34 protein-coding genes are annotated in these 26,028 nt (G+C 65.3%); 13 read left to right on the top strand and 21 right to left on the bottom strand.

Translation table 11 applies throughout. The features are described 5' to 3' along the window. Window positions 1-74: 74 nt before the first annotated feature. The gene (locus CXR02_RS22505) at window positions 75-233 is read right to left on the bottom strand and encodes a hypothetical protein (protein ID WP_181037323.1); all 159 of its coding nucleotides are present in this window, start codon (window positions 231-233) and stop codon (window positions 75-77) included. A gap of 95 nt (window positions 234-328) precedes the next feature. Between CXR02_RS22505 and CXR02_RS21150 the strand changes: the two genes are divergently transcribed. Together CXR02_RS21150 and CXR02_RS21155 are read left to right on the top strand one after the other, a co-directional pair. Then, complete coding sequence (locus tag CXR02_RS21150; protein WP_219816470.1) at window positions 329-496, top strand: hypothetical protein; 168 nt, start codon at window positions 329-331, stop codon at window positions 494-496. 9 nt (window positions 497-505) lie between these two features. Continuing rightward, a complete protein-coding gene (locus CXR02_RS21155) occupies window positions 506-868 on the top strand; it encodes a DUF805 domain-containing protein (protein ID WP_258061162.1) in 363 nt (120 codons plus the stop codon). 14 nt (window positions 869-882) lie between these two features. On the opposite strand, the gene CXR02_RS21160 is transcribed toward CXR02_RS21155, so the two are convergent. Beyond that, entirely contained in the window at window positions 883-1,185 is a 303-nt protein-coding gene (locus CXR02_RS21160; RefSeq protein WP_104063784.1) for an antibiotic biosynthesis monooxygenase, read from the bottom strand. A gap of 177 nt (window positions 1,186-1,362) precedes the next feature. Between CXR02_RS21160 and CXR02_RS21165 the strand changes: the two genes are divergently transcribed. Then, window positions 1,363-1,590 carry a hypothetical protein gene (locus CXR02_RS21165; RefSeq protein ID WP_104063785.1) on the top strand — a complete coding sequence of 76 codons (228 nt, stop codon included), beginning with the start codon at window positions 1,363-1,365 and terminating at the stop codon, window positions 1,588-1,590. A gap of 34 nt (window positions 1,591-1,624) precedes the next feature. Here the strand turns inward: CXR02_RS21165 and CXR02_RS21170 are convergent, their stop codons facing one another. The 3 genes from CXR02_RS21170 to CXR02_RS21180 all read right to left on the bottom strand — a co-directional run bounded on the left by CXR02_RS21170 (window position 1,625) and on the right by CXR02_RS21180 (window position 3,358). Next, complete coding sequence (locus CXR02_RS21170) at window positions 1,625-1,963, bottom strand: hypothetical protein (RefSeq protein WP_104063786.1); 339 nt, start codon at window positions 1,961-1,963, stop codon at window positions 1,625-1,627. Next, the gene (locus CXR02_RS21175) at window positions 1,960-2,424 is read right to left on the bottom strand and encodes a type II toxin-antitoxin system Phd/YefM family antitoxin (protein WP_104063787.1); all 465 of its coding nucleotides are present in this window, start codon (window positions 2,422-2,424) and stop codon (window positions 1,960-1,962) included. Before CXR02_RS21175 ends, CXR02_RS21170 begins: the two co-directional genes overlap by 4 nt. 118 nt (window positions 2,425-2,542) lie before the next feature. After that, complete coding sequence (locus tag CXR02_RS21180) at window positions 2,543-3,358, bottom strand: MBL fold metallo-hydrolase (protein WP_104063788.1); 816 nt, start codon at window positions 3,356-3,358, stop codon at window positions 2,543-2,545. 166 nt (window positions 3,359-3,524) lie between these two features. Here CXR02_RS21180 and CXR02_RS22510 point away from each other — a divergent pair, with 166 nt between their 5' ends. Beyond that, window positions 3,525-3,665, top strand: a complete 141-nt coding sequence (locus tag CXR02_RS22510) for a hypothetical protein (protein ID WP_157769000.1) — start codon at window positions 3,525-3,527, stop codon at window positions 3,663-3,665. Window positions 3,666-3,736: 71 nt separating this feature from the next. Here CXR02_RS22510 and CXR02_RS21185 read toward each other — a convergent pair whose 3' ends face one another. The 9 genes from CXR02_RS21185 to CXR02_RS21225 all read right to left on the bottom strand — a co-directional run bounded on the left by CXR02_RS21185 (window position 3,737) and on the right by CXR02_RS21225 (window position 11,060). Beyond that, window positions 3,737-5,023: an MFS transporter gene (locus tag CXR02_RS21185; RefSeq protein WP_104063789.1), complete on the bottom strand. Its 1,287-nt coding sequence runs from the start codon at window positions 5,021-5,023 to the stop codon at window positions 3,737-3,739. 31 nt (window positions 5,024-5,054) lie between these two features. Beyond that, entirely contained in the window at window positions 5,055-6,539 is a 1,485-nt protein-coding gene (locus CXR02_RS21190; RefSeq protein WP_104063790.1) for a multicopper oxidase family protein, read from the bottom strand. After that, window positions 6,536-6,808, bottom strand: a complete 273-nt coding sequence (locus CXR02_RS21195) for an SHOCT domain-containing protein (RefSeq protein ID WP_104063814.1) — start codon at window positions 6,806-6,808, stop codon at window positions 6,536-6,538. The genes CXR02_RS21190 and CXR02_RS21195 overlap by 4 nt, the downstream gene beginning before the upstream one ends. 80 nt (window positions 6,809-6,888) lie before the next feature. Continuing rightward, window positions 6,889-8,295 (bottom strand): rhodanese-like domain-containing protein, encoded by a 1,407-nt coding sequence (locus CXR02_RS21200; protein ID WP_104063791.1) that lies wholly within the window; start codon window positions 8,293-8,295, stop codon window positions 6,889-6,891. Between the two features lie 109 nt (window positions 8,296-8,404). Next, window positions 8,405-8,767 (bottom strand): thioredoxin, encoded by a 363-nt coding sequence (gene trxA, locus CXR02_RS21205; RefSeq protein WP_104063792.1) that lies wholly within the window; start codon window positions 8,765-8,767, stop codon window positions 8,405-8,407. 57 nt (window positions 8,768-8,824) lie between these two features. Next, window positions 8,825-9,121: a rhodanese-like domain-containing protein gene (locus CXR02_RS21210; protein WP_104063793.1), complete on the bottom strand. Its 297-nt coding sequence runs from the start codon at window positions 9,119-9,121 to the stop codon at window positions 8,825-8,827. Between the two features lie 33 nt (window positions 9,122-9,154). Then, window positions 9,155-9,496 carry a rhodanese-like domain-containing protein gene (locus CXR02_RS21215; RefSeq protein ID WP_104063794.1) on the bottom strand — a complete coding sequence of 114 codons (342 nt, stop codon included), beginning with the start codon at window positions 9,494-9,496 and terminating at the stop codon, window positions 9,155-9,157. Between the two features lie 32 nt (window positions 9,497-9,528). After that, window positions 9,529-10,428, bottom strand: coding sequence for a sulfite exporter TauE/SafE family protein (locus CXR02_RS21220; protein WP_104063795.1), 900 nt, complete (start codon window positions 10,426-10,428; stop codon window positions 9,529-9,531). Continuing rightward, window positions 10,425-11,060: a rhodanese-like domain-containing protein gene (locus CXR02_RS21225; RefSeq protein WP_104063796.1), complete on the bottom strand. Its 636-nt coding sequence runs from the start codon at window positions 11,058-11,060 to the stop codon at window positions 10,425-10,427. Before CXR02_RS21225 ends, CXR02_RS21220 begins: the two co-directional genes overlap by 4 nt. 125 nt (window positions 11,061-11,185) lie before the next feature. On the opposite strand from CXR02_RS21225, the gene CXR02_RS21230 reads away from it, so the two are divergent. After that, complete coding sequence (locus tag CXR02_RS21230; RefSeq protein ID WP_104063797.1) at window positions 11,186-11,443, top strand: metal-sensitive transcriptional regulator; 258 nt, start codon at window positions 11,186-11,188, stop codon at window positions 11,441-11,443. A 108-nt stretch (window positions 11,444-11,551) separates the two neighbouring features. Further along, on the top strand, window positions 11,552-11,977 hold the full coding sequence (locus CXR02_RS21235; protein ID WP_104063798.1) for a DUF302 domain-containing protein: 426 nt from the start codon (window positions 11,552-11,554) through the stop codon (window positions 11,975-11,977). A 221-nt stretch (window positions 11,978-12,198) separates the two neighbouring features. Here the strand turns inward: CXR02_RS21235 and CXR02_RS23090 are convergent, their stop codons facing one another. Then, window positions 12,199-12,396 carry a hypothetical protein gene (locus CXR02_RS23090; protein WP_258061163.1) on the bottom strand — a complete coding sequence of 66 codons (198 nt, stop codon included), beginning with the start codon at window positions 12,394-12,396 and terminating at the stop codon, window positions 12,199-12,201. A gap of 316 nt (window positions 12,397-12,712) precedes the next feature. Continuing rightward, window positions 12,713-13,471: an IclR family transcriptional regulator gene (locus tag CXR02_RS21245; RefSeq protein WP_078028706.1), complete on the bottom strand. Its 759-nt coding sequence runs from the start codon at window positions 13,469-13,471 to the stop codon at window positions 12,713-12,715. Between the two features lie 169 nt (window positions 13,472-13,640). On the opposite strand from CXR02_RS21245, the gene CXR02_RS21250 reads away from it, so the two are divergent. From CXR02_RS21250 to dhaL (CXR02_RS21275), 6 genes are all read left to right on the top strand, one after another. After that, entirely contained in the window at window positions 13,641-14,396 is a 756-nt protein-coding gene (locus CXR02_RS21250) for an MIP/aquaporin family protein (RefSeq protein ID WP_104063799.1), read from the top strand. Continuing rightward, window positions 14,393-15,385 carry a dihydroxyacetone kinase subunit DhaK gene (gene dhaK, locus CXR02_RS21255; RefSeq protein ID WP_104063800.1) on the top strand — a complete coding sequence of 331 codons (993 nt, stop codon included), beginning with the start codon at window positions 14,393-14,395 and terminating at the stop codon, window positions 15,383-15,385. Before CXR02_RS21250 ends, dhaK begins: the two co-directional genes overlap by 4 nt. A 1-nt stretch (window position 15,386) precedes the next feature. Continuing rightward, window positions 15,387-16,037, top strand: coding sequence for a dihydroxyacetone kinase subunit DhaL (dhaL, locus tag CXR02_RS21260; RefSeq protein ID WP_104063801.1), 651 nt, complete (start codon window positions 15,387-15,389; stop codon window positions 16,035-16,037). Then, complete coding sequence (locus CXR02_RS21265) at window positions 16,034-16,753, top strand: HPr family phosphocarrier protein (RefSeq protein WP_104063802.1); 720 nt, start codon at window positions 16,034-16,036, stop codon at window positions 16,751-16,753. The genes dhaL (CXR02_RS21260) and CXR02_RS21265 overlap by 4 nt, the downstream gene beginning before the upstream one ends. 68 nt (window positions 16,754-16,821) lie before the next feature. Continuing rightward, window positions 16,822-17,829, top strand: coding sequence for a dihydroxyacetone kinase subunit DhaK (locus CXR02_RS21270; RefSeq protein WP_258061164.1), 1,008 nt, complete (start codon window positions 16,822-16,824; stop codon window positions 17,827-17,829). Window positions 17,830-17,855: 26 nt separating this feature from the next. Continuing rightward, complete coding sequence (dhaL, locus tag CXR02_RS21275; protein WP_104063803.1) at window positions 17,856-18,521, top strand: dihydroxyacetone kinase subunit DhaL; 666 nt, start codon at window positions 17,856-17,858, stop codon at window positions 18,519-18,521. A 282-nt stretch (window positions 18,522-18,803) separates the two neighbouring features. On the opposite strand, the gene CXR02_RS21280 is transcribed toward dhaL (CXR02_RS21275), so the two are convergent. The 3 genes from CXR02_RS21280 to CXR02_RS21290 are packed head-to-tail and all read right to left on the bottom strand — an operon-like array spanning window position 18,804 to window position 22,629. After that, window positions 18,804-20,300, bottom strand: a complete 1,497-nt coding sequence (locus CXR02_RS21280) for a dihydrolipoamide acetyltransferase family protein (protein WP_104063804.1) — start codon at window positions 20,298-20,300, stop codon at window positions 18,804-18,806. Between the two features lie 2 nt (window positions 20,301-20,302). Then, window positions 20,303-21,415 carry an alpha-ketoacid dehydrogenase subunit beta gene (locus tag CXR02_RS21285; protein ID WP_104063805.1) on the bottom strand — a complete coding sequence of 371 codons (1,113 nt, stop codon included), beginning with the start codon at window positions 21,413-21,415 and terminating at the stop codon, window positions 20,303-20,305. Continuing rightward, entirely contained in the window at window positions 21,412-22,629 is a 1,218-nt protein-coding gene (locus CXR02_RS21290) for a thiamine pyrophosphate-dependent dehydrogenase E1 component subunit alpha (protein ID WP_104063806.1), read from the bottom strand. Before CXR02_RS21290 ends, CXR02_RS21285 begins: the two co-directional genes overlap by 4 nt. A gap of 150 nt (window positions 22,630-22,779) precedes the next feature. Between CXR02_RS21290 and CXR02_RS21295 the strand changes: the two genes are divergently transcribed. After that, a complete protein-coding gene (locus tag CXR02_RS21295) occupies window positions 22,780-23,253 on the top strand; it encodes an Lrp/AsnC family transcriptional regulator (protein ID WP_181037324.1) in 474 nt (157 codons plus the stop codon). A 43-nt stretch (window positions 23,254-23,296) separates the two neighbouring features. Here the strand turns inward: CXR02_RS21295 and CXR02_RS21300 are convergent, their stop codons facing one another. Together CXR02_RS21300 and CXR02_RS21305 are read right to left on the bottom strand one after the other, a co-directional pair. Then, window positions 23,297-24,100: an SGNH/GDSL hydrolase family protein gene (locus CXR02_RS21300; RefSeq protein ID WP_104063807.1), complete on the bottom strand. Its 804-nt coding sequence runs from the start codon at window positions 24,098-24,100 to the stop codon at window positions 23,297-23,299. Window positions 24,101-24,188: 88 nt separating this feature from the next. Next, window positions 24,189-25,361, bottom strand: coding sequence for an acyltransferase (locus tag CXR02_RS21305; protein WP_104063808.1), 1,173 nt, complete (start codon window positions 25,359-25,361; stop codon window positions 24,189-24,191). Window positions 25,362-26,028: the final 667 nt, after the last annotated feature.

The following is a 26,028-nucleotide window of genomic DNA, read 5'->3' on the forward strand; positions in this document are numbered from 1 at the left end:
TATTTTCCCAGCTCAGAAGCACCTTTCGTCGCTTTAACACACCCGGCGGGCGCCACCCTCATGAAAACCCCGGGCTAGGGCAGCAGCCGCTCACCGGTGAGCGCGATCACCACCACCGCTGCCGTGGCCACTGCCAGGGCGGCCAGCGCAACGTAGGAAACCGCCTGAAATCGGCGACGGCGGAGCTCGCTCCGTGTGTCGCGCGCGTACTGTGGACCCCCATACTTACCCATGCCCCAAGGCTATGAACACTGGCTCAAGGTTTGCTCAAGTCACGCCGAATGTGACCTCCGTAGCCGCCGGAGGCGCGATGCGGTTGACTGTCCAGATGGAATCCCACGGGTTTGCCGTTCTCACCAAAAAGGACGAAACGCCCGACGCCGGGACGGTCGCCGATGTGCGTCCCGCCGGTCCTGCGGACATTGAGGCGATCGCCGCGGTCGAGCACGCCAGCGGCCGCGGAACGCCATCGCCACGGATAACGCAGCGGCGGTAGAATCCGGTCATGACCCAGGCTGCAGGGCACCCCACCATGTCGTTCGGCGACGCAATCCTCGCGGGCTTCCGGCAGTATGCCGAGTTTGGGGGCCGGGCCGGCGTGGCCGAGTTCTGGTGGTTCATCCTCTTCGTGACACTGGTAACCAGCGGGCTCGGGGCGCTGAACGTGGCGACCCCCAACGGCGTGATCGGTGTCGGCTCCAGCCTTGCCTCGCTCTGGGTGATCGGCACGATGATCCCAACGCTCGCCGTCGGCATCCGCCGCCTCCGTGATGCCGGCCGCCGGTGGACGGAGCTCTTCTGGCTGCTCATCCCGATCGCTGGCCTGATCGTGATGGCCATTCGTATGTCGGAGCCGTCCAAGCCGTAGCGCGGCGGAATCCCTCAGGCGTTCAGAACAACAACGGGCTCGTAGTGCTCCACCGTCGGAAACGGTGAGTAGAAATGATGCAGGAGCGCGCGCCATTCCTGATATTCAGCAGATCCCCGGAAACCCTCGGTATGGTCCTCCAGCCGCGCCCATTCCACCAGCAGCAGGTACGTGGCCGGGTTCTCGATGCAGCGGGACAGCGTGAGGCCCTGGAATCCGGGCATGGAGCCAATGATCGACTTCGCCTCGCCAAAAGCAGTCTCGAAGTCGTCCTCCATGCCGGGCCGGACGGAGAGCAGTGCATGTTCGGTGATCACCCAACCATCATGCCTGAGGTCTCGCTGGCAGGGGCTCCGTGAGGCACGGTCCGTGGGAGGTGCCGTGGGACTTCGCGGGAGGCATGCTAGGTTCAAAGTGGCACGTCCTGTTGGAGGTGGGGTATTCCTGCGACGTCTGGCAACCTCCACCGTGTCGGGCGGGCGAATGTGGCTGCTGTGGCCGCAGTTTTTAACCGGCTCCACAGCCCAAAGGGCGTCCTGGTCTTCAGCGGGCACTACGTCCACTGCGGTCTGCCGATGGAAAAGATCGGCTCGGAGGTGCGGCGGCTCAGCGTCCCGGGTCTTTCGGCCGGGCCGCCGGAGGACGCGGTCGGCGTGTACCCGACGACTCAGGTCCTGCGTTGTTCCTGCGGCTTCCAGATGGACGTGCCTGAGCAGGGCTGAACGACGACGGCGGGATTGTCAGTGGTCCCGGTTGCTACTTGGTGGCGTTGGGGTGATGCGTGTGCACATCAACTAAGCAGACGGTTTGCCCGTCGACGTAGAACCAAAGCCGTGCACCGCCGGGAAGTTCGTGCTGCCAGCGGCCGAAGGTGCCGCCCTTATGTGTAATGGTAGACAGCTCGCCTTTGAGCTGATGGTTCTTCGCCGACTCTTCCAGCGGTGTCTTGGTCAGGAAGTCCCAAGCGTCGACGACGGAATTCCGCGTGGTGGCGAGAAGATCCTTCCACCCCTTTTCGGCCTGACTAGTGCCGAACTGAATTTCGAACTCTGCCTTCTTGAGGGGCCGTGGAACGCCGGATCTCTTGGCGCTCATGCAGTGCGCGGGTCGGCAACAGCCGTGGGCTCGATCCAGTCCAGCTGGTCATCGGGGGTGTAACCGGCGCTAATGGCCTCCGCGGTGGATCGCCAGGCCCGGAGTGCAACCAATGCCTTGTCGAACCTGCCGACGGAGGCACATGCGCGGGTGATGGCGACAATTTCGCGTGCGAAGGCCGCCTCGTCTGCCTCGCTGAGGAATGCAATCCAGGGGAAGGGGCCGCGGAGCCGCTCCACAAACGGGACCTGCGGATCTCCCAAAGAAGCAGTCACGAGGTGAGCCGCCAGCTCTGCCCCTTCGTGTTCCCGGTCGAACTCGGTGGATGTCAGAAGAACAAGGGGTTCCCCATCACGGCGGGTGATCCTAACGGGCCCTTCCTCGGCCGCCTTGAAGACGTTCGCCGGATTGCGGGACAGTTCGGAGGACTGGGCGGTGCGTGAAATGGTGGGGGTGGACATACCTTCATTATTCAGAACGTGTTCTGAATAAGCAATGGCATCCGGCTACCGCGGCCCACTGCGCATTAGCGAGTCAACCGCTTCTCCTGCAATCAGGACCGTTCCGCGTTTCCAAAACCTAGTGCAGCGGCCGGGTCTCCTGCAGCCGCTTGATGAACCAGCGTGACTGCTCCGGGCCGTAGGGCAGCACGGGGATGGCCTTGGTGGCGTCGGTGGGGGTTTCGCGGATGGACTGCTGGGCCTGGCGGACGGCAGTGGTCATGGTGTTGGCCATGGTCTTGACGAACTGGTCGCTGCACGGCTGGCCGTGGCCGGGGATCAGGAACTCGTAGCGGTGGCGCAGGGCCGAGATGTGGCGCAGGGAGTCGGCCCATTCCTCCGGGTAGGAGTCCTCGAAGGACGGGTGCGCGCCCTGCTCAACGAGGTCGCCCACAAAGAGGGTGGTGGTGGTGCCCACCAGGAGGTCGCCGTCGGTGTGGCCTCGGCCCAGGTAGAAGAGCGTCACGGTGATCCCGCCCAGGTCCACCAGCACGGGCTGGTCCTTGACGATGGCGTTGGGCACCACCAGTTCCACGTTCTCACCCTCGCCCGTGGACATCTCCGGTTCCAGCGTTCCCACAAACCGGCGCTGCAGGTCCCCGTGGTCGTCGATCTCCTGCGCGCAGTTTTCGTGTGCCCAGAACTCGGTGGCGCCGTCGGATGCGAAGACGGCGTTGCCGAAGAAGTGATCGTAGTGCGCGTGCGTGTTGACCACCACCAGGGGCAAAGAGGTCTTCTCCCGCACCGCGTCCAGGATCTCGCGCCCCTGCCGCGGCCCGCAGCCGGTATCCACCACCATGGCCCGCTCGGAGCCCACAATCAGGCCGGTGTTCAGCAGTGATCCTTCGGTGACCAGCACGTAGTTGTCCGCGCCGACGTCGAGCCATTCTGACATTGTTTCTCCGTACCTCCGGAATGCGACTGCGTTCTTCTTGGCCCCGATTCTACCCGCGGGCCCTTGGAGTTTCCGGGATGCGGGACGCGGTCCGGGCCGCATGTGGAGATCCACATTCCTGGCCGGGATTTCGCCTTAAATCCATCGAACTGCGTAACATCTCGCTATGCAGACAAAACAACACGCGTGCTTCTGTGATCACTGCGGCAGGATCACGAACCACGTGACCCACTATGTAAAGGCCGACGGCGGTGGCCAGCTGATCGCGACGGTGCGGTGCGCTGAGCATGCAGAGGAAGCCGTCTGACGCCGAGGTGCACACTCCCGTTCACCGGCACTGATCCCGGTCATCCGTCCTTGAAGTGGTTCCACTCTCGTTCATCCCTGGCCGCGGTGGTCGCTGCCTCGCATCCGTGCGGCCACGATGATGCCGGAGAGCGCAGTCAGGCCGGCGACGACGGCGACGGCTGCCGGGATGCCGTAGGCGTCGGCGATGATGCCGGAGAGCAGGGCGCCGACGGCGAACCCGCCGTCGCGCCACAGCCGGTAGATGCCGACTGACCTGGCCCGCCATTCGGGGTGGGCGACATCGCCGATCGCTGCAAGCAATGTGGGGTAGACCATGGCGGTGCCGGCACCGAGCAGGACGACGGCGGCAAGCCACGTTCCGAAGTCATTTCCGAGGGCGACCATACCGTGCGCCAGGGCTTGGACGAGCATGCCTCCGGCGATCAGCGGTTTGCGCCCGATCCGGTCCGAGAGGGCACCGGTGATCAGTTGACCGGCGCCCCAGACGGCCGGGTAGACGGCGGCGAGGATGCCGATGCGTTCGATGCTGAGCCCTGCGGCGGCGAACAGGACAGGGAACAGGCCCCAGGCGAGGCCGTCGTTGAGGTTGTTCACCATCCCGGCCTGGCTGACCGAGGACAGGGACTTGTCCCGGAAACTGGTCAGAGTGAACACCTCACGGTTGCTCAGCCCGGCATGGCTGCCGGCGTGGACCGGGACGTGCGCTGCGGCTTCGGCTTTGGCGTGGTGGTGTGTTTCGCCGATGGTCAGCACGGACATGCCGAGGCCGACGGCGATGAAGGCAGCGCCGAGCAGGAAGGGCCCGGGGCGCAGTCCGTAGGAGGAAGCGATGTAGCCGGTGGCCAGTGCGGTGCCTGCGACGCCGAGGTAGCCGGCTGCTTCGTTCAGCCCCATTGCCAGGCCGCGGCGTTCGGGACCGACGAGGTCCATTTTCATCATCACGGTGGTGGACCAGGTCAGGCCCTGGCTGATGCCCAGAACCACGTTGGCTGCCACGATCCAGCCCCAGGAAGGCCCGAAGATCAGCAGGAGGGGCACGGGGAGGGCGATGAGCCAGCCGGCGACCAGGACGGGTTTGCGGCCGTACCGGTCCGAGAGGGTACCGGCGAAGTAGTTGGTGGCGGCTTTGGCCAGCCCGAACGCCAGGATGTAGGTCAGGGCGGAGGTGTACTCATCGAGGTGGAAGACCTGTCCGGCGAGCAGCGGCAGCACGGTGCGTTCCTGGCCGAGGGTACCGCCGACCAGGGCGTTGACGGCGACGAGGAGCATGAACTGGGCCAGGTTCTGCCGCAGTCCCAGCGTGATGACCTCGGTTGTCCGAGGCTGCTGGCGGGAGGGGGTGTTGCCTAAGGCCATTGGCGGATCCTGTCAGTGTTAGGCGTGCCGGTCAGCGGGCTTGGACGGTGGCCATCATGCCTTGGTCTTCGTGGTCCAGAATGTGGCAGTGGATCACGGTGCGGCCGGCGAAATCGTCGAAGGCCACCCGGACTTTCACTTGGCTGCGGGCGCGGACGTTGACCACGTCCTGCCATTTGGGCCTGGTCACGTCGCGGTCGCCGTCCTGGACGATCTGCATGGGCCACACATGCAGGTGGATGGGGTGGTCCATGGGGCTGGAGTTGGTCAGGGTCCACTCCTCCACGGTCCCGGCTGCGGCCGTCTCGTCGAGCCGTTCGGGGTCGAACTCCCGTCCGTTGATGGTGAAGGCCATCATGGTGCCCTGTCCGCTGCCCGTTCCCGCGCCCATGTTTCCATTCATGCCCATGGCGAAGTTCAGGGTGCGGGCGGCGGTGACCGGTTCGTTCCGTAGATCGCGCAGGGGCCGGCCCTCGGGCACGGGCCCTGGGTCAGTGCCCGCGCTTCCCGAGACGGCCAGGGTGAGCAGTTCGACCGGGCCGCCACCGGATTCGTTGTCGCCCCTCATGGCCCCGCCCATCATGGCGTTCATGCTGCCGCGGTCCAGGGCGGCAGCCGTGAGGGCGGCCGACCCGTCGCGGGTTTCCACGAGCAGCTCTACGCGGTTGCCGGGGGCGAGAACCACTTCGGTGACGTCTTCTGGGATCGGCAGGCGCCCGAGGTCCCTGCTGAGCAGCCGGACCTGCTGTCCGTCAAGTGCCAGGCGCAGGTACCGGGAGGGGCAGGCGTTGATGATCCGCCACCGCTCCCGTTCTCCGGGCGCGGCGCGCAGTTGCGGGCGGAGTTGCCCGTTGACCAGGACGATCTCTCCCTCACGTCCCATCATCTGCTGCATCTGGTCCACCTCGGCGAGATTGCCGGCAGCGTCGAGGGACAGGTCGGAGACCACCAGCACCCGCTCCCGGGTGACCGGGACCGGGTCGGGGTCCTCCACCACGATGGCCCCGTAGAGGCCGGCGGCGACCTGGTCGGCGGCGTGCCCGTGGCGGTGCGGGTGGTACCAGTAGGTACCAGGCGGGTGGTCCTCGGGCAGGGTGAACTCGTAGCCGAAGGACCCGCCCGGGTCAATGCTGACGAACGGGTTGTCGCTGTTGCCCTGTGGGGAGACGTGCAGTCCGTGCACGTGCAGGTTCGTGGGAGCCTGCAGCCCGTTGCGCAGTGTGACCCGGATCGTGTCGCCCGCGCGGACCCGCAGGGTCGGACCGGGCAGTGAGCCGTTGAACGCCTGGACGGAGGCATCCCGCCCGCCGACCCGGACCCGTGCCGGCGCGGCGGTCAGGTCCAGCTCCAGCACCCGGTCGCGGCTGGCCAGCACCTGGGGTTCGGTCAGGTCCTCACCCCCGGTGTATCCGGGTCCGTTGCCGGTGGTCAGCCACAGCCCGGCGCCGCCGGCAGCCGTAGCGCCGGCCCCGACCGCACCCAGTGCCAGCAGCTGCCGGCGTGTCAGCGGCCTCACCGGCCGTCCTCCTCCAGAATCCGTCGCCGTTCCTGGTATTCCTCGGTGCTGATCTCCCCGCGGGCGTAACGCTCCTCAAGGATCTCCTTGGCCCGGGCAGGGCCCGCACCCGTGCGCGGTGGACCCTGCCCATCGGTGGGCGCGTTACCGCCGGCGTTGCGGGTGAACGCTTTGACCAGCACCACGGCGAGCGTGACCCCGCCTGCGATCAGCAGAAGCCAGAAGATCCACGCAAGCCCCATCCCGCCCATATCAAAGCCGTTCATCATGAAGGGTTCCTTGTCTCTTTCGTACACGGCCAGGCCGTTCCTGACCGCAGGTTATCCGGGACGCGCTGATGCCGGTGGTTCTAGGCCCTGGCTGACTGACGGGAGTTCTGCCAGGCGTCCCAGGCGGCGTAGCTGCCGTCGAGCTCGACGACGTCGTACCCGGCGCGGCGCAGGGCGCTGGCCGCGACGGAGTTCCGCACACCGCTCTGGCAGTAACTCACGATGGTTCCTTCGGCCGGAAGTTCGTCCAGGTGCCACATGGCGCGGCCGCCGCTGAGCTGGTACGAGCCCGGGATGTGCCCGGCGGTGTGCTCGGTGCGGTTGCGGACATCCAGCACCATGGCGGCGTCGAAGTCGTCGAGTTCCTCGGGCTTGATCAGCTGGGGGGTGGTCGTGGGCAGCCCGTCGATGCTGGTGAGGTAGCCGGCGACGTTGTCGATGCCGACGCGGACCAGGTGGTCCCACATGTCCTGCGCGGCTTCCTGGTCGGATGCCAGGAGGACCAGCGGGTTCTTGTCCGTTTCCGGGTTGACCACCCAGGCGCCGTAGCTGGCCACTGACTTGCCGGCCGGCACGTTCAGTGAGCGAGTGACAGTGCCTTCGTGGACTTCGGTGTTGGGGCGAGTGTCGATGAACGTGACGGTGTCCTCGGCGAGGTCCTTCGCGACGTCGGCCGGGTCCAGTTCCGGCAGCGGCGTGCGCTCACCCATGACGGCAGGTCCTTCGCGGTTTTCCCGCTTCATCCGGCCGAAGTAGGCGTGGGCGTCGGGCTGGCCGTCGAGGAGTTCGTTAATGAAGCCCTGCTCGTCGTTAGCGGCCAGGTACGGGCCCCACCATGCGTAGAGCCGCTCGTAGCCGACGGTGGAGGAGGGGATGGCGCCGAGGGCCTTGCCGCAGGCGCTGCCGGCACCGTGGGCGGGGTGGACCTGGACGTAGTCCGGCAGGGTCAGGAACTTGTCCCGCAGGCTGGCGAAGAGCTGCTTGGCGCCTTCGAAGCGGGTGTCGATGCCGCCGGCTGCCTCGTCCAGCAGGTCCGGACGGCCCAGGTCACCGGAGAAGACGAAGTCGCCGGAGAGCAGGTAGCCGGGCTGGTCGCTGAACGCGCCGTCGGTCACCAGGAACGACAGGTGTTCGGGGGTGTGCCCGGGGGTGTGGAGGGCCTGGATGCTGATGTTGCCGATGGTGATGGTGTCGCCGTCGTAGAGGCGTTCGCCGTCGAATTCGTATTGCCAGTCCGGACCGCCTTCGCCGGAGACGTAGATTTTCGCGCCCGTGGCGGCCGCGAGTTCCCGGGTGCCGGAGAGGTAGTCGGCGTGGATGTGGGTTTCGGTGACGGCCACGATCTTCATGCCGTTCTTCTTGGCCAGATCCTGGTAGACCGCGATGTCCCGGCGGCCGTCAACCACCACTGCGGTTCCGTTGGCCTGGCAGCCGATCAGGTAGCTGGCCTGGGCGAGGTCTTCGTCGTAAATGCGCTCGATAAGCATTGGTGCTCTCCTTCATGAGGGGAAGTTTCGTGTCTGTTCCTGCATCAATTCTAATACCCCTGGGGGTATCCCGCAATGCTGGGTGTGCCAGCTGTCTTTCGTTGGGATGTTAGGGGTGGTGCTGCGCTGAGTCGGCGCGGAGCTTGTCCATGTCCAGGTTCTTTACGCCCAGAATGACTTCTTCGAGTCCGGTGGCGTTGAGCGCTCCGGGCTGGGAGAAGACCAGGGTTTTGTCCTTGAAAGCCATCAGGGTAGGGATGGAGGTGATGCTGGCCGCGGCGGCGAGGGCCTGTTCGGCTTCGGTGTCGACCTTGGCGAAGGTGATGTCCGCGTGCCGTTCGGCGGCGGCACCGTAAGTGGGTGCGAACATGCGGCAGGGGCCACACCAGGCTGCCCAGAAATCAACGAAGACGATCTCGTTGTTCTCCAGGGTTTCGGCGAAGTTCTGTTCAGTGATGTCGATGGTTGCCATGACCTTTTCATGTCCTTCCGGTGTCCTCTAAAGCGGGTATATGGTCCTGACCGGCGGTCAGGTGGTGGGGAGGCCTGCGCGGGTCCAGGCGGTCATGCCGCCGGCCATGGTGTCGGCGGTGAAGCCGGCACCGTTGAGTGCGTCTGCGACGGCGGCGGACCGGTTGCCGCTGCGGCAGACGGCAATGACGGGGACCGTGGGGTCCAGCTCGGACAGTCGTGCCTGCAGCTGCCCCATGGGGATGTGCAGTGCTCCCGGGATCATGCCGTCGGCGACTTCAAAGTCCTCGCGGACATCGAGGATCCGGTCAGTGGATCGGCGCTGGTCGGCTTCGTTGATGGTGATTTCAGTCATCGGTTGTTCCTTCGGATAGTGGGGCTGTTGTCCTTAGCGGACGGGTTCCCCGGCCTGGCGCCAGGCGCCCATGCCGCCGCGCAGGGAATATGCCTCATAGCCCTTTTCAGCAAGCAGGCGGGCGGCGGAAGCGGATCGGATCCCGGACTGGCACACGGCGATCACGGGCCGGGTCTTCTGGATTCCGGTGGTGCTGGTCTGCAGCCGGTCCAGCGGGACATGCTTGGCCTGCGGGGCCCGTCCGGAGCGCCATTCCTGCACGGTACGAACGTCGATCAGGGCGGCACCGGAGGCCAGGAGCTCCTTGGCCTCAGCGACGGATACCGTCTTGTACGGCTTGGTGAATGCCTTCTTCAGGGAGCTGATGAGGCCCATGGTGTTCTCCTTGCTTGGGGTGATGGTGGGGTTCAGGCGGGGGAGGGAACGTTTCGACTCCGGCCGCTACGGTTGCGCAGGGGGCAGGAGCTGATGAAGAACCAGCAGACGCCGGCGGTCGCTGCCGTCAGGGCTGCGACGCCGGCGGTGATGAACCACCTCAGGTCGGCCGGGGCCTGCTGGACAAGGACGAAAGTTCCCATCGCCAGGACAAACCAGCCGAAGGCCTTCCGCAGCGCAGCTTCCGGGATACGTCCGGCCAGCTTGGAGCCGGCAAGGGTACCGACGATGGCAGCAGCAGTCACGCCGAGGGTAATGCCCCAGTCCAGCTGCACGGTGGTGAGGTATCCGGCGAGCCCCGCGAAGGACTTCATGGCGATGACTACCAGCGACGTGCCGACGGCAACTGACATCGGCAGGCCGCCCAGGAGTGCCAGGGCCGGGACCACAAGGAACCCGCCGCCCGCGCCGACCAGGCCGGTCACGAGCCCGACGACGGCCCCGTCCAGCAGCACCCTGCCCAGGGGTAGTTCATGCTTGACCGGCGTGGCGCCGTCGTCGGACTTTTTCTTCCGGCCGCGAAGCATGGCCACGGACGTGAGCACCATCATGACCGCAAAGGCGATGAGCAGGACCTGGCCCGGTATATGTCCGCCCAGGAGGCCGCCGACGAACGCGCCCGCCATCCCGGCTGCGCCGAAGATCAGGCCCGTCCGCCACATCACCCTGCCCCCGCGGGCGTGGCTGAGCACGCTGACAGCGGAGGTGACGCCGACGACGAAGAGCGAAGCGGCGATGGCTTCCTTGGCATCGAACCCGGCCACGTAGACCAGGATCGGGACGGTCAGGATCGATCCGCCGCCGCCCAGGACGCCGAGCGAGAGCCCGATCACTACAGACAGGGCAAGGACCAGGATCAGGGTGGCGGTCATGAGGCCTTGACCTCCTCCTGGGCGTCGGCGGCCTGGGCGTCAGCGACAGGAAGGGTCAGGATGGCGCTTTCGCGGGTGGGTTCCTTGGCGGCCCTGTTCCATGGCATCGCCGAGATGGCCTGGCCCATGGCACAGGTGTTGGTGGCCGCGGAAAAGGTCAGCCCTGCGCCGATGACGCCGGCCAGCGTCCGGATCCTCGGCGAAACGAACTTACCGCCTGCCAGGCCCAGAACCACCAGGGACCCGGCGGCGAGGCGGACCTGCCGCTCCAGGTCCCAACGGTCCTTGCCCTTGACCACGTCGCCACCACTCGCTGCGAAGCCGGGGACGCCACCGGTCAGGACGTAGGCCGTATCGATGCCGGAACCGGCGAGGCGCTGACGCGCCTGCTCGGCGCGGGCTCCGGACTGACAGACGAGGACGACCCGACTGCCCAGGCGGGCGGCCAGTTCGTCTGTGTGTTCGGACAGCAACGGCAGCGGGACGTTATAGGAGCCCCGGATGTGCATCGACTCGAATTCCGCTGCAGAACGCACGTCGATAACAACGAGGCCCTGGTGTTCGGCGACCCAGCTGCGCAAGGTCTCCGGCGCCAGGGCGGTAATGGCGGTGGATGGGGAAAAGGAAGTCATGGGGGCCTCTCGAAAGGGGTCGTTGGTGGATACCCCATCGAGTATTACAGATACCCCATGGGGTATGCAAGACACCCCAGGGGGTATATAGTTGATCGCAAGACGCCCACGCCTTTGGAGACTCCATGCAACTCGATTCGACTGAACTGACCCCGGTGGTCAACCGCCTCAAGCGCGCCCAGGGCCAGCTCGCAGCTGTCACGCGCATGCTGGAGGAAGGCCGTGACTGCAAGGAGATCGTCACGCAGCTGGCTGCCGTCTCGAAAGCCCTGGACAAGGCCGGCTTCGCCATCATCGCCAGCGGCCTGGAGCAGTGCATCGTCCGCGAAGACACCACCATGGACAAAAAAGAACTCGAAAAGCTCTTCCTCTCCCTCGCCTGAAAAGCAGGGACCCCAGACCCCGTGCCGGGGCAGTTTCCCCCAAGCTGCCCCGGCACGGCCCCCAACCTGAACCGGCCGTATCTGTAACGACATATGAGGAGCAGGCTCATGAGCTATACCCACACTGTTACCGTCCCGCTGTCCTGGGAGGACGCTGTCCAGCGCACCCGCGAGGCGCTCGGTGAACAAGGCTTTGGCATACTGACGGAAATCGACGTCCGCTCCACGTTTGAAGCCAAACTCGGCACCGAGGCCGCCGACGCCATCGGCGACTATGTAATCCTCGGCGCCTGCAACCCCACCCTGGCGAGCCGCGCCCTCGCAGCCGAGCCGGAAATCGGTGCGCTGCTTCCATGCAATGTCGTTGTCAGACGAGGCAAGAACGCGCACGAAACCACCATCGACGCCATCGACCCACAAACCATGGTCCAGCTCAGCGACAGCCCGGCCGTCCGGGAGGTCGCGGACGAAGCCGATGCCCGACTTCGCAAAGCCCTCGCCGGGCTCAGCGATGCAAAAGACATCTCCAACTGACCAAAGTGTAGGCACTTGCAAAATGCAGAGAAGCCTGTGCCCGGGTTGAGCCTGGCCAGATAAGCCAGGTGATGGGGTGCGGGCCTTCGTATCCGACGTCGGCGAGCAGGTTGATCACGCCGAAGGACAGTACGGATCCCATGGGGCCGAGCCTGTTTCCCAGGGTCTTCTCTGTCCGGTCAGACCATGACCTGCTTCCCATGGGTGTGGGTTTCGTCCATTTAGAGGTCTGTCAGGCCGATTCGTTCGTCATCGAGGCATGGGGAGCGCTTGCCGGCGGGGACGCCAGCCGAGCGAAGGCAGGTACATCGCGGCCCTTTCACGGCCGGCAGGAACAGCCAGACGAAACGCTGCATCTTGTTGTGCAGCCCGAAGTCAAGGACCGCTCCGTCCAGCTTAGAGGCGAGATCGTGGCTCACGCTGACTTCCAGAACCGATCCCATGGCCGCAGGACTACTTTGATCTGCCCCTCCGGGCCGCAGTTCGCAACGGAGAGGCTTGCGGGGCAGGGTCCGTGAGAAGCACAGGCCTTGCTTCCGGCATCCGCCGGGGCCCGTGTAGCAGTGAAGCACCCCGCCAAATACTCCAATCATTTCCACGGCTGCATCGGTGAGGAAGAACCGGCCGTGGCCCGGGAGCTCGGCGATGGTCAGGGCGGATTGATGGCTTTCGTTCCCCGCCCACTGTTCAGAAGTCAGCTGAGCAGGCGCTTGCGCCCCAGCGGCCGGGCGGCGGTTAGCGGGCACCTTGGGAGGACCAGACGGACGCCCCGAGTTCCCGTGAAATTGTCCGTGCGGCGTCGCGGAGTTCGCGAACGGTGGCCTCGCTGGCTGGCCACTCGCTCGCGGGGATTACTACCGACAGCACGGCGACGACCAAGCCGCTTTCATCGTAGACGGGGGCAGCGATGGAAGCCTCGCCGATCACTGCCTCCTCGTACTCCAACCCGAGCGCGTTTTTCCGCACTTCCTCAAGCTGTGAACGGAGGACGACAGGGTCTGTGATCGTATCGCCGGTGAATTCGGCCAGCGGCTTGCTGAGCACGTCATTTTCGAGCTCAGGATTGAAGGCGAGCAGCACTTTTCCGAGAGCAGAGGCGTGGGCGGGCAGGTTAAGGCCTGTTTCCGGCATTTGCTCGGTGCCGTCGGGGCGGCGGTCGTGATGGATGATCAAAACCTCATCGAGAAGGTTCACACCTAGTCGGCTCGCGTAACCGGTCCGCCAAGACAATTCATGCATCCACCGCATTGCGCGGGAGCGGACATCCAGCGTGTCGAGGTAGACGCTCGAAAGTTTCAGCAGCGCCGGACCAAGGGCGTACCGATTTCCTGAGCTTTCCTGAGCGACCAGCCCGTGTGCCTGCAGTGACTTCACGAGTCCATGGACGGTGGAAGGCGGAAGCTCCAACGCGGCGGCCAGTTCGGAGATTCCAAGGCGCCTGGCGCCCTGGAGGAGCCCGAGGATCTTGGCCGCGCGGTCAATTGACTGGATCACAGCCCCACTCTCCCATCATCGGTTGGCTTCTCCGTTCGACATGTCAATTTAGCCCCTTGACAACCAGGGAACCTAAACGGCATGATTCGATATTACCGAATCAGAGTCGATAATGTCGAATCCGACTCTTCGGCTAATTTCATCCACCGTTCAAAGGAGAACTTTCGTCATGGACGAAAACCGCATGTGGCAGCGCCTCGCTGCCGAGTTCCTGGGGACCGCGTTCCTCGTATTCGTCGGAGTAGGATCCGTCCCCGCCCTCGCCATCGCCCGCGGCGACCAGCCGTTTACCGGTTCGGAGCTGGGCTTCATCTCCCTGTCGTTTGGTGCAGTCGTCATTGGCACCGTCTACGTTTTTGGCTACATCTCGGGAAACCACATCAACCCCGCAGTGACCGTGGCGCTTGCAGTAACAGGGAAGTTCCCGTGGCGCGACGTGCCGGGATACCTCGGAGCCCAGGTACTGGGTGCTGTTGCAGGTTCCTTCGCGATCATCGCAGTGCTCGGCCAGAAGGCCAGTGAGCTAGGCCTCGGAGTGGCCGCCTATGGTGACATCCCCGTCTGGCAGGCATTCACTGCTGAATTCATCGGCACGTTCATTCTGGTCTTCACGGTGTTCGGAGTGATCCACCGCAAGGCCGCACCCGGCTTCGCAGGCATCGTCATCGGTTTCATCGTGTTCGCGGCAATCATCCCCGTCGCCCCTGTCACCGGAGCCTCGATCAACCCCGCCAGGACCACCGGGCCGATGCTCGTACAGTCCCTGATGGGCGGAACCGTTCACTGGGAACAGTGGCCCGTGTACGTCATCGCCGAAATTGCCGCGGGAATCGCAGCAGGACTGTTGTTCGGGCTCATCTCACGCACCCAGGCTGACAGCACCTCGCTCACCGAAGCGCTGACCGAGCAGGAGTCCCGGGCATGAACAAGCTGATCAACTCCCCGCAGACTCTGCTGGCAGATGCACTGCGCGGTGTCGCCGCCGCCCACCGTGAACTGTCAGTGGACTTCGAAAACCGCATCGTCTTCAGCACCACACCACGGGAGGGCCGCGTCGCACTGGTCTCGGGAGGCGGCTCGGGCCATGAACCGCTGCACAGCGGCTTCGTCGGCGCCGGCATGCTGGATGCCGCGTGCGCCGGTGAAATCTTTACCTCCCCGACTCCGGACCAGATTCTGGCCGCTGCAACTCGGGTGGACACCGGCTCGGGTGTGCTCTTCGTGGTGAAAAACTACACCGGCGACCTGCTCAACTTTGAAATGGCAGCAGAACTCGCCCAGGAACAGGGAATCGAGGTCGCCACCGTCATCGTCGCCGACGACGTCGCAGTGGAGGACTCCACCTGGACAGCAGGCCGGCGCGGTGTCGGCACCACGCTGATTCTGGAAAAGGTTGCCGGCGCCGCAGCGGCCCGCGGCTGGTCCCTTGAGAAGGTACACGTGCTCGCCGAACGGATTGCCCACGCGGGACGTTCCATGGGGGCAGCGCTCACCAGCTGCACCGTTCCTGCCGTCGGCAGGCCCAGCTTTGACCTCCCCGAAGGCGAAATGGAACTCGGCGTCGGCATCCACGGCGAACCAGGACGCAAGCGCGTGCCGGTGATGTCGGCCGCGGAACTCTCGCACGCGTTGGTCGAGTCGATCACCACCGACTATGACTTCGGCGGCAAACCGGTCATCGCTTTGCTGACCGGCCTGGGAGGAACCCCGCTGATCGAGCTCTACGCAATGTTCGCCGAGGTCTCCGACCGACTCAAGGAGCGCAATATTAAGGTGGCGCGCTCGTTGGTCGGAAATTACGTCACCAGCCTCGACATGGCCGGCTGCTCCCTGACTCTGGTCGCGGCAGACGACGAAATTCTCGATCTATGGGACGCGCCGGTGAACACGCCCGCGCTCCGCTGGAAGGATTGACATGCCAGAAACACTCACGATCGATGCCATCCAGCAGTGGCTTAACCGCTTCGCGTCGGAGATCACCACACAGGCAGACTGGTTGACCGAGCTGGACTCGGCGATCGGCGACGCCGACCACGGGACCAACATGGTCCGCGGCACAGCCGCGGTGGTCGCCAAGCTCGATGACAGGTCGACAAGCACCGTACAGGAACTGCTCAAGGCCGTCGGCATGACCCTGGTGTCCACCGTCGGTGGGGCCAGCGGGTCCCTGTACGGCACCTTCTTCCTTGAAATGGGCCGAAACAGCCCCTCGAGCGCGCAATTGGACGCATCGGAACTGGAGAACGCACTGCGTGCCGGCGTGAACGGCATCATCGCCCGCGGCCACGCGGCAGTTGGCGACAAGACCATGATTGACGCCCTCGAACCGGCCGTCACGGTCCTGTCCCGGTCCCTGGCTGACGGCCGGCAACTACATGGCTCAATTACGGCCGCCGCAGCAGCGGCGACGACCGGCCGGGACTCGACCGAACCGCTCGTCGCACGCAAAGGCCGGGCGTCCTATCTCGGTGAACGCAGCGCCGGACACATTGATCCGGGAGCCGCCTCCTCGGCGATCCTCGTGGCCGCCCTGGCCGCCACGGTCGGCGAAGGAACTGCCCAATGATCGGCATCGTCCTCGTCTCGCACAGTGAAGCGCTGGCAAACGCGGCGATGGACCTGGCACTGCAAATGGTTCACGGCGCCCGGCCGCCCATCCGCATCGCCGCCGGCGCTGCCGGTGGATTCGGTACCGATGCAACAGCAATCGCGTCCGCCATCGATGACCTCGCCACAGCGGACGGCGTGCTCGTCATCACCGACCTGGGATCAGCGATCCTCAGCGCATCCCTGGCCTTGGAGATCCGCAGCAGCACCCACCAGGTCGTGATCAGTGACGGCCCCTTCGTCGAAGCAACGACGGCGGCCGTGGTCGGCGCCGCCGCCGGCGGTTCGCTGGCCGACATTGCCGTTGACGCGAGCAACGCCCTCAGCGCCAAGAAGACACAGGACGCAACCGGTCAGGGCGCTTCATCCGCCGAAGACAACGACCCCGGAAGCCCCGTCGTCAGCGCAGAGGAATGCCTGATCAATCCGATGGGCCTCCACACCCGCCCGGCATCGCTGCTCGTTCAGACGGCCGGAGAGTTCAGCGCCGACATCGAGCTGACAAACACCTCCTCCGGACGGGGACCGGTGAATGCATCCAGTGTGATCGGCCTGCTGTCCCTCGGCGCGAACAAGAACGACCGGATCCGGATCGACGCCAGCGGCCCCGATGCCCCTCAGGCCGTGAACGCAGTGAAGGAACTTGTCCTCCAAGGATTCGGCGAGCTTTCCTAGCATTCTTCCCGACCGCTTTTCATCCCCCTCCTTCCAACTCCCCTATCAGCAGAAACCGGAGTATTCCCATGCCCACAGCCGTGCGTCGACACATCATCAACAACCCCCACCGCGTCATCGACGAAGCCCTGGACGGATTCGCCCTGACGTATCCGGAACTGGTGACGTTCAACAACGAACACAACCTGATTTCCCGCAAGATCCTCACCCCCGGCAAGGTCGGGCTTGTCTCAGGCGGAGGCTCGGGCCACGAGCCACTGCACGCCGGATTCGTCGGGAGCGGCATGCTCGACGTCGCCGTCTGCGGCGCCGTGTTCGCCAGCCCCACCGCAGACCAGGTGCACGCAGGCACGAAACTCGCCAACACCGGCGCAGGTGTCGTGCAGATCGTCAAGAACTACACCGGCGATGTCCTCAACTTCCAGATCGCCGCGTCACTGGCCGATGACGACGGGGTCCCTGTAGAACAGGTCCTGGTTGACGACGACCTCGCATCAGACAATGGCAGCGACGGTCCCGGACGCCGCGGCACTGCCGCCGTCGTCACCGTCGAAAAGGTATGCGGCGCCCTCGCCGAGCGGGGCGCCGACGTATCCACCATCGCCACCCGCGGCCGCGACGTCGTCGCCCGTTCACGCAGCCTGGCGATCGCCCTGGACGCAGGCGCACACCCAGGAGAGTCCTCCGCCGCATTTGAGCTCGAACCCCACCAGGTCGAATTCGGGGTGGGCATCCACGGCGAACGCGGCACCGGCCGCATCGCCTACGCACCCGCCGATGACCTGGTCGAACAGCTCGTCACGCCATTGGTCTCCAACCTGGAGGTCAAGCGCGGCCAGTCGGTAATCGCCATCGTGAACGGCCTCGGCGGCGCCTACCCGCTCGAGCTCTCCATCGCAGCCCGCCACGTACACAACCTGCTCAACGCTCGCGGCATCAGCGTCGCGCGCTCCCTCGCCGGCACGTACGTCTCTTCCCTGAACATGCACGGCCTCTCCGTGACCCTGACCGTCGCCGACGACGAACTGATCAGCCTGTGGGACGACACCGTTCGCACACCAGCCCTCACTTGGTAACAACACAACAAACCGAAGGAAACACCATGACTAACCTCATCAACGGCACCGCGGCACTGACGTGGATCACCTCGTTCAGCGAACGATTCGACTCGACTCAGGCCTACCTGACAGAGCTGGACCGGCTCGCCGGTGATGGCGACTTCGGCGCCAACATCGCCTCCGCCCTGGAACGCACACGAGCAGGTTTGCCGACCGCCACGGAAGCGACCTTCACCACCGTTTTCCAAGCCGCAAGCCGTGGCTTCATGGCCACCGGAGGCACCAGCGGACCGCTGTTCGGGATGTGGTTCCGCGACATCGCCAAAGGTTCCAAGAATGACGCAGCAGCCGTCACTGACATCGCCCAAGGCATCGCGGCGGGGCTGTCGACCATCCAGAAACTCGGCGGTGCCCGGGTGGGTGACAACACGATGATCGACGCGCTCCAACCGGCATCCGTTGCTCTCACCGCGGCCGCCGAGCGCGGCAGCACCCTGGGCGAAGCGCTCCTGGAAGCAGCCCTGGCTGCCCGGGCCGGCGCCGAGTCCACCGCCGACCTCATCGCCGCCCGCGGCAGGGCCACCTACGTGGGCGAACTCGCGCGGGGGGTGCTCGATCCCGGCGCGGTGACCATCGCTTTGTTCTTTGAGGCCGGCGCGGACACTGTCGGCGCCGGCAAGGCCTGGCAACCGCTGGGCGCTTCGGCCTAGTGGGGTTGACGGCGATCACGCTGCCCGTTGAAGGTTCGGAACCGGGCCGGCAGCAGCACCCCCAGCTAACATCACGGTGATGCTGCGCGCCGAAGATGCCACGTACTACGAGCAGCTAGCAGTCGTTGCTAACTTTTTCCTTGGCATCAACGCGCCCCATGCCCCCACGAAGTTCTTCACTTACAGGAGCGAAGCAATGAGTTGGCTGTTGGGAGACACTGCCCATCTCCATTGCTTCAGGTGCTCGCCCAACAGCTCTGCGGTTTCGTCCACCAAGGCCACCTATATGTCGGCGAGGATGGACGTCGGCTTCTCAATGGCATCGGCCACGAACCGGAGGAACCCGGCTGCTGCGCCGCCGTCGCACACGCGGTGATCGAACGTGAGCGTCAGTTCGGTGACCTTGCGGACGGCGAGTTCCCCGTCCACGACCCATGGCTTGTCAATGATGCGTCCGACGCCCAGGATAGCCACCTCGGGGTGGTTGATGATGGCCGCGGAACCGTCCACCCCGAAAACGCCGTAGTTGTTGAGCGTGAAAGTACCGCTGCCCAGTTGCTCCGGCGTCGCCTTGCCCTCGCGCACGACGGCGGTGAGCCGGCGGATCTCCGCGTCCAGTTCGCGGGCACTGAGTTTGTCCGCGTTGCGGATCGAGGGGACCATCAGTCCTCGGTCCGTCTGGGCCGCGAAGCCCAGGTTGATGCCGGCGAAGCCAACGATCTCCTGGGCGCCGTCGGCACCAGTTTCGATGCGGGTGTTCAGGTCCGGGAATCGTTTTAACCCGGCCGTGACAAAACGTGCGATGAACGCGAGGAGCCCCGGCGTATTGTGCGGATCAGACTTCTTGAGGCCTGCCCGGAGTTCCACCAGCGCCGTGGCATCAACGTCAACCCAGACGGTGGCCTCGGGGATCTCCGCACGGCTGCGGGACATGTTGGCGGCCACGGCCTTGCGGACACCCTTGACCGGCGTCCGGGAGGAAATGCCCAGCCCCGTCCTCGCGTCCGTTCCGGGAACGGCATCGGTTGACCGAGCCTGTCCAGATCCTCGGGTTTCGACGGGCTCAACCACCGGAGTGCTGATGACCGCTTCAACATCCCGCCGCATGATCAAGCCACTGTCACCCGAGCCGTGAATGTCGCCGAGATCCACGCCGTGCTCCCTGGCCATGCGCCGGACGAGCGGTGAAATGACGGCGCCCAGTTTCCCGGGGACCCTCGTGCGGAGCAGCAGCAGGTCATCGGCCGCCTTCTGGGCGTCGGGCTCGACCACCGGCTTGTCGTTGGTTGATCTTGCCGAACCCACATCGCGGGGAGCTCTGGTTCGCCGGGCAGCGCCACTGCCGCCGGGAGTCCCGTAGCCGATCAGCACATTTCCGGAGCCGGCCTCCGGGGTTTCGACAGGCTCAACCACCGGACGATCATTGGTTGAGCCTGTCGAAACCACCACCGGACGATCATTGGTTGAGCCTGTCGAAACCACCACCGGACTTTCGTTGGTTGAGCCTGTCGAAACCACCACCGGCGCCGTCGCACCAATCGGAAGCACGGAGATCAGCGGCTTGCCAACATCCAGCGTCTGCCCGGGTTCGCCGTGGAGCACCGTCACAGTGCCGGCGTACGGGGACGGGACTTCCACCATGGACTTGGCCGTCTCCACTTCGGCGATGGGCTGGTCCACGCGGATCTCATCGCCCACGGACACGAGCCAGTTGACCAGCTCGGCTTCGGTCAGGCCTTCGCCCAGATCGGGGAGCAGGAATACTTTCGGTTCACTCATGGTCAGTTCTCCCACTGGAGGTCGTCTACGGCGTCGAGGATGCGGTCCACGCCGGGCAGGTAGTAGTGCTCGAGCTTCGGTGCGGGGTACGGGACATCAAATCCCGTCACCCGGCGGATGGGGGCGGCGAGGTAGTGGAAGCAGCGTTCCTGGACCCGCGCCACGATCTCGGAGGACACGGACGCGAAGCCGTGCGCTTCGGCGATCACCACGGCCCGGCCGGTCTTCCGGACGGACGCGCACACGGTCTCATCGTCGAAGGGAACGATGGAGCGGACATCGATGACTTCCAGCGAGCGCCCCTCCTCCGCAGCAGCAGCCGCGGCCGCCAGCGCCGTGGGCACCGACGGCCCGTAGGCGATGAGCGTCGCGTCGGTGCCAGGACGGGCGACGGCGGCCCGGCCTTCCGAGGATGTCCCGGCTGCCGCGTTGGCAACGTGCTGCGCCCGGAGATCCCCAAGGTCCACCATGTCTTTCGACCAGTACAGCTTCTTGGGTTCCATAAACATGACGGGGTCGTCGGAATCGATGGCTTCGCGGAGCATCCGGTACGAGTCGGCCACGGTGGCGGGCGTGAACACCTTCAGGCCGGCCGTGTGGGCGTAGTAGGACTCGGAGGAGTCGCAGTGGTGCTCCACTCCCCCGATGCCGCCGGCGTAGGGAACCCGGATCACCATGGGCAGCTTCACGGTGCCCCTGGTGCGGTTGTGCATCTTGGCCACGTGGCTGACGATCTGCTGGAACGCCGGATACGCAAACGCATCGAACTGCATCTCCACCACCGGCCGCATCCCGTTCATGGCCATGCCCACGGCCATGCCCACAATGCCGGACTCGGCCAGCGGGGTATCGAAGCAGCGCTGCTCCCCGAAGGTCTTGGTGAGACCGTCCGTGATGCGGAACACCCCGCCCAGGAGACCCACGTCCTCGCCGAAGACCAGGACGGACGGATCGGCGTGCATCGCATCCGCCAAAGCCGTGTTGAGGGCCTTGGCCATGGTGACGGCCTGCGGCCCGGAAGCCTCAGCCACAGAAGCGGCGGACGCCGCCGCCCGGGCGGTTGCCGCACTGACGTTGCCGTTCGCCTCGGACGAGGTGGTGATGGTCGGACTCATTTCGGCGACTCCTCAGACGACGCTTCGCGGGCAAGTTCATCGGCCAGCATGGCCGACTGTTCCTTCAGCTGTGGTGTGGGCACCGAGAACACGTGCCGGAAGAGCTCCTGCGGGTCCACCGGGACATCCTCGCCCAGGCCGTCCCGGAGCTGGGTGGCAACGTCCTCAGCGTGAGCAGCGATCCGCGCGGCGCCGTCGTCGTCCAGCAGTCCGCGCCCGGTGAGGTACGTCTTCATCCGGCTGATGGGATCCTTGGCCAGCCACTCTGCCACCTCGCTGTCCTGCCGGTAGCGGGTGGCATCATCGGCGTTGGTGTGTGCCTGCATCCGGTACGTGTGTGCCTCCACGAGGAGCGGCCCGGAACCTTCCCGTGCGAGCTTCACGGCCCGGTCCAGCACGGCGAGGAGGGCCACCACATCGTTGCCGTCCACGCGTTCGCCGGCCATGCCGTAGCCCACTGCCTTGTGGGCGAGCGACGGCGCCACGGACTGGTGCGCCAGCGGAACCGAGATGGCGTACTTGTTGTTTTGGACGAAGAAGACCACCGGCAGGTGGAAGACGGCGGCGAAGTTCAGGGCCTCATGGAAGTCACCCTCGCTGGTGGCGCCGTCACCGCACATCGCCAGAACCACAGTGTCCTCGCCACGGAGCTTGGCCGCGTGCGCAACACCCACACCATGCAGCAGCTGGGTGGTGAGCGGCGTGCACTGGATGCCCACCTTGTGCCTGGCCGGATCGTAGCCGCTGTGCCAGTCACCCCGGAAGATGGTCATGGTCTCCACGGGATCAACCCCCCGGGCCATGACCGCCACTGCGTCCCGGTAGGTGGGGAACAGCCAGTCGCCGTCGGAGAGGCACAGTGCCGCTGCCACCTGGCAGGCTTCCTGGCCGTGGCTGGACGGGTACACCGCCATGCGGCCCTGGCGGACGAGTGCCGAATTCTGGTCGTTGACGCGGCGGCCGACGACGAGCTGCTCGTAAGCGGCCAGCAGTTCCTCATCGGCGGGCAGCGGATACTCGTGGCCGGGTTCTGTCCCCTGCTCACTTTCTGCTTTGAGCCGTCCCTCCGGGTCCACCATCTGGATCTGGTGCCGGGCGGGCAGCATGTAGTCCTCCACCGTGATGCCGAACTTCCGCACCGCTTCGGATACGGCATCTTCAGCCGGCAAACGCTGGGCCTGGTCCGGCGCAGAGTGGTCCGCGGAGATCGTCATTGGTCCGTCCTTCTGTAGCCACTAGTCGGTTCTAGTATGGCCCTTGAGGAAGTTTCGTATCCAGTACTTCACCAAATCGTGGAAGGTTCCGCCGGATGGACCTACTCTGGAAGACGAATTGAAATGTGATCTGGATAACGAGCGGGAGCGGTGGACGAATTGGCACGACCTGAAGGAGAGTCCGGGGAGGTGCCGCTGGACGACGTCGATCGCAGGATCATCGCCGAACTCACCCGGGACGGCAGGATGTCCGTGACGCAGGTGGCCGAGAACGTCCACATCTCCCGGGCCCACGCGTACACCCGCATTGCCAGGCTGACCGGCGAAGGCGTCCTGACCAAATTCACGGCCCTGGTGGACCCCATTAAGGCCGGGCTGAAGTCCTCCGCCTACGTGACACTCAAGGTCAGCCAGCATTCGTGGCGTGAGCTGCGCGAGCAGCTGCGCGCGATCCCGGAGGTCCACCACATCGCCCTCGTGGGCGGCGATTTTGATGTGATCCTGCTGGTGCGCGCCATCGACAACACCGATCTGCGGCGCGTGATTTTCGATCAGTTGCAGGCCATGCCAGGCGTGCAGGACACGCAGACTTTCCTGGTGTTTGAGGATGTTGATACCCGTTAGTAGATGGTGTCCAAGAGGCATCGCCTCGTCCGCAGAAGGCGGCTCACTGAGTCAGCGTGGCCCAGGACTCCAGGAACTTCTCAGCAAGATGCGCGTGCCCGGCGGTGTTCGGGTGCGCACCGTCAAAGTCGAATCCCGGGCTGTTGGCACCCGTGAACCAGCCGGCCTCGTAGGCGTCGATGAACGGAGCACCAGCGGCTGCGGCCCCGGCGCGGACGGCGCTGTTCACACCCTGCAGTTCCTCCGCTAACGGCTGGGGGGCCGAGGGCCCAAGAACCACCACCTGGACGCCGGGCCACAACGTGCGGGCCGCCTCGATGGTCTGCGCCGTGGCGGTTTGGATTTCATCAGGGCTGGTGATCAGGGCGTCGTTCTGGCCGCCTTGCAGTATGAGGACGTTGGGGACGAAGCGCGGATCCTCAGCGGCTTCCCGCAACCGGACTTCGTACTCACGGGCCCCGTTATCCTGCGGGCCACCGCCCCACGCGAAGCCGGTGCCGCCTTCCCCGTCGATGTTGGTGGGGTATCCGAGCGCGTCGGCAACAAGGTACGCCCACCCCTGGCCTGGCTGTTCCGCGCCGTCACCGGCAGTGTACGAATCGCCAAGAATCAGGAGGACGGGCCGGGCGGGAAGCTGGATTTTCAGCTGTTGGGCCGTTGCAGTGGGTGCCGGGGTTGCCGTAGCAGTCGGTGTGGGAGTCGCCGTGGCCGCCGGAGAGCTTGCCGTCACAGGGCTGACTGCTTCGCCTGGGGCGCGGGGATTCGTCAGGGCGATGCCTGCTGCTCCGAAAGCCGCTACCGCCAGCAGAAAGAGTGCACCGTACTTGAGCCATTCCTGCTTGGTCATGCCGGGTCTCCGCCGTTTCTCGTCACCCGGCACATCTTACCGGCGTCGTCGCGGAGAAATTCAGCCCGTCGTCTCGGCGCGAAGGAGCCTAGGTCCGTCCGGCGAGCTCCAGTTCCCGGACGGGCTCCTGGGCGGGACGGACGATGGCGGGATCCAGCTTTCTGGAAGCCCACTGGCGGATGGGCCTTTCCACAAACCGGAATGACAGGTAGGCCATCGCCACGGTCAGGGCTGCCGCCAGCGGCACGCGCACCCAGGGCAACGGGATGAGGGGAAGCAGCAGGAGGTAGACGGGCATGTGCCAGAGGTAGGCGGCGTAGGACAAGTCGCGGCCGAGGTTGGCCAGCCAAGGGTGGCTCAGGACCCTTGAGGCCAGGCCGGCTGGCCGGAGGACGAGCGATCCGATCACCAGCCCGGCCAGGAGCGCCAGGGCGGTGGGACCGGCGGTCCAGAAGACATCAAACCAAAGGCCCGGCTTGTCCGGTTCTTTGAACGTGAACACGGCAACCACCAGGGCGAGCCCCGCTGCGGGACCGCCCCAGCGTGCACCGGCCTGCAGGGAGCCATGGGCCCTGGAGCCTGGCCTGACCGACGCAAACACCAGGGCCATGGTGCAGCCAAGCAGCAGCTGGTCGGCCCTGGTATCCGGTCCGTTGTAGAGCCGGGCCAGCGGCGCCCCGCCGGATACCAGGAGGAACCGTTCAACCAGGAACCCGGCCGCCAGCACGGCGGTGATCCAGGCAACGGCGCGAACCTTCCAGAACCGCAGCATCAGCAGGAGGAGCACCGGCCAGACCAGGTAGAACTGCTCCTCGACGGCGAGCGTCCAGGTGGGGCTCAGCGCGTTGCCGCCGGTGGAGGAACCGAAGGCTCCGTAGTTGGCCAGGTTCATCACGTAGGCCGACGCCGGGATGGCATTTGCGCCCTGGCCGCCCCACCCCGACGACGGAAAGATCAGGCCCACCATAACCACCACAGCACAAAGAACCAGCAGCGCCGGCCAGAGCCGGGCGAGCCGTTTGGCGTAGAAGACTCCAACGCGCAGCCTGCCCGTGGAGCGGTACTCCTTCATGATCAGCAGGGTGATGACAAACCCGCTGAGCGTGAAGAAAACGTCCACGCCAATGGATCCACCGGGGGCGAACCCGGTGACCGTGTGGAAGAGAAAAACGCCGGCGACCGCGACGGTGCGTAGGCCATCGAGTGCGTGCTGCCGCCCGGACACCAGCCCGGGTTCGGGCGCGGCCGGGCGTTCGTTCATATTCAGGATTCCGCTACTTGACCAAAAATTCACTCATCGAGCATATATAACGTTTCCATAACCCCGCTGAGTGCAGGCTGGACGCCAGCTGGGTGCGGTGGAATCAAGGCCAGCCAACGCAGCCCGGGCTTCGCTGGAGCGGGTGTACCCACCGGCTTGCAGCACCGATACCTGCCGCCACATCTAGACATCACGTCCGCAGGTGCAGGGTCCGTGAAATGCAGTCGTCAGACGTTCGGGCGAAAAAAACACAGCCAAGGGCTCCGCCTTACCTTCACGAAACTACGTCCGCATTCAATCCCGGTAGGAGGACAAACAACACACGACCATCTGCCCGTCATGGTCACGCACGACCAGAGGGATGCCAGCGGCGGTCCGCTGATTGCGATCGTCCGGTGTTTCGAGCACTCGGAGACGTCCGCCCGCAGCTGATGGGCGCTGCCCCATAGCAGCCTGCGGCGCGGACACAACAAGACGTTGCTCGACTAAGCCGGTTCCTACGGCCCGCCCTCTTGGTCCGCCCGCTGGGTGGAGGAAAGTATCTGTCATAAGTGGGGCGGCCCGTACCGGAAGTCCGGCCACCAGCGCAGCGCTATAAGGGCGTCCAGGACACGCAGACTTTTCGGGTGTTTGAGGATGTTGATACCCGGTACAGCGTTCGATCTAC

The organism is Arthrobacter sp. 4R501 (genome assembly GCF_002929755.1).
Taxonomy (GTDB): domain Bacteria; phylum Actinomycetota; class Actinomycetes; order Actinomycetales; family Micrococcaceae; genus Arthrobacter.

Excerpts from the sequence above, each read along its gene's own strand:
- CXR02_RS21235 (WP_104063798.1), top strand. The coding sequence starts at position 11,552 with ATGAGCTATACCCACACTGTTACCGTCCCGCTGTCCTGGGAGGACGCT.
- CXR02_RS21225 (WP_104063796.1), bottom strand. The coding sequence starts at position 11,060 with ATGACTTCCTTTTCCCCATCCACCGCCATTACCGCCCTGGCGCCGGAG.
- CXR02_RS22505 (WP_181037323.1), bottom strand. The coding sequence starts at position 233 with ATGGGTAAGTATGGGGGTCCACAGTACGCGCGCGACACACGGAGCGAG.
- CXR02_RS21155 (WP_258061162.1), top strand. The coding sequence starts at position 506 with ATGACCCAGGCTGCAGGGCACCCCACCATGTCGTTCGGCGACGCAATC.
- CXR02_RS21220 (WP_104063795.1), bottom strand. The coding sequence starts at position 10,428 with ATGACCGCCACCCTGATCCTGGTCCTTGCCCTGTCTGTAGTGATCGGG.
- CXR02_RS21195 (WP_104063814.1), bottom strand. The coding sequence starts at position 6,808 with ATGATGAACGGCTTTGATATGGGCGGGATGGGGCTTGCGTGGATCTTC.
- CXR02_RS21250 (WP_104063799.1), top strand. The coding sequence starts at position 13,641 with ATGGACGAAAACCGCATGTGGCAGCGCCTCGCTGCCGAGTTCCTGGGG.
- CXR02_RS21200 (WP_104063791.1), bottom strand. The coding sequence starts at position 8,295 with ATGCTTATCGAGCGCATTTACGACGAAGACCTCGCCCAGGCCAGCTAC.
- dhaL (WP_104063803.1), top strand. The coding sequence starts at position 17,856 with ATGACTAACCTCATCAACGGCACCGCGGCACTGACGTGGATCACCTCG.
- CXR02_RS21210 (WP_104063793.1), bottom strand. The coding sequence starts at position 9,121 with ATGACTGAAATCACCATCAACGAAGCCGACCAGCGCCGATCCACTGAC.
- CXR02_RS21270 (WP_258061164.1), top strand. The coding sequence starts at position 16,822 with ATGCCCACAGCCGTGCGTCGACACATCATCAACAACCCCCACCGCGTC.
- CXR02_RS21185 (WP_104063789.1), bottom strand. The coding sequence starts at position 5,023 with ATGGCCTTAGGCAACACCCCCTCCCGCCAGCAGCCTCGGACAACCGAG.
- CXR02_RS21280 (WP_104063804.1), bottom strand. The coding sequence starts at position 20,300 with ATGAGTGAACCGAAAGTATTCCTGCTCCCCGATCTGGGCGAAGGCCTG.
- CXR02_RS22510 (WP_157769000.1), top strand. The coding sequence starts at position 3,525 with ATGCAGACAAAACAACACGCGTGCTTCTGTGATCACTGCGGCAGGATC.
- CXR02_RS21265 (WP_104063802.1), top strand. The coding sequence starts at position 16,034 with ATGATCGGCATCGTCCTCGTCTCGCACAGTGAAGCGCTGGCAAACGCG.
- CXR02_RS21305 (WP_104063808.1), bottom strand. The coding sequence starts at position 25,361 with ATGAACGAACGCCCGGCCGCGCCCGAACCCGGGCTGGTGTCCGGGCGG.
- CXR02_RS21170 (WP_104063786.1), bottom strand. The coding sequence starts at position 1,963 with ATGAGCGCCAAGAGATCCGGCGTTCCACGGCCCCTCAAGAAGGCAGAG.
- CXR02_RS21300 (WP_104063807.1), bottom strand. The coding sequence starts at position 24,100 with ATGACCAAGCAGGAATGGCTCAAGTACGGTGCACTCTTTCTGCTGGCG.
- CXR02_RS21290 (WP_104063806.1), bottom strand. The coding sequence starts at position 22,629 with ATGACGATCTCCGCGGACCACTCTGCGCCGGACCAGGCCCAGCGTTTG.
- trxA (WP_104063792.1), bottom strand. The coding sequence starts at position 8,767 with ATGGCAACCATCGACATCACTGAACAGAACTTCGCCGAAACCCTGGAG.
- CXR02_RS21230 (WP_104063797.1), top strand. The coding sequence starts at position 11,186 with ATGCAACTCGATTCGACTGAACTGACCCCGGTGGTCAACCGCCTCAAG.
- dhaK (WP_104063800.1), top strand. The coding sequence starts at position 14,393 with ATGAACAAGCTGATCAACTCCCCGCAGACTCTGCTGGCAGATGCACTG.
- CXR02_RS21285 (WP_104063805.1), bottom strand. The coding sequence starts at position 21,415 with ATGAGTCCGACCATCACCACCTCGTCCGAGGCGAACGGCAACGTCAGT.
- CXR02_RS21175 (WP_104063787.1), bottom strand. The coding sequence starts at position 2,424 with ATGTCCACCCCCACCATTTCACGCACCGCCCAGTCCTCCGAACTGTCC.
- CXR02_RS21180 (WP_104063788.1), bottom strand. The coding sequence starts at position 3,358 with ATGTCAGAATGGCTCGACGTCGGCGCGGACAACTACGTGCTGGTCACC.
- CXR02_RS21215 (WP_104063794.1), bottom strand. The coding sequence starts at position 9,496 with ATGGGCCTCATCAGCTCCCTGAAGAAGGCATTCACCAAGCCGTACAAG.
- dhaL (WP_104063801.1), top strand. The coding sequence starts at position 15,387 with ATGCCAGAAACACTCACGATCGATGCCATCCAGCAGTGGCTTAACCGC.
- CXR02_RS21150 (WP_219816470.1), top strand. The coding sequence starts at position 329 with ATGGAATCCCACGGGTTTGCCGTTCTCACCAAAAAGGACGAAACGCCC.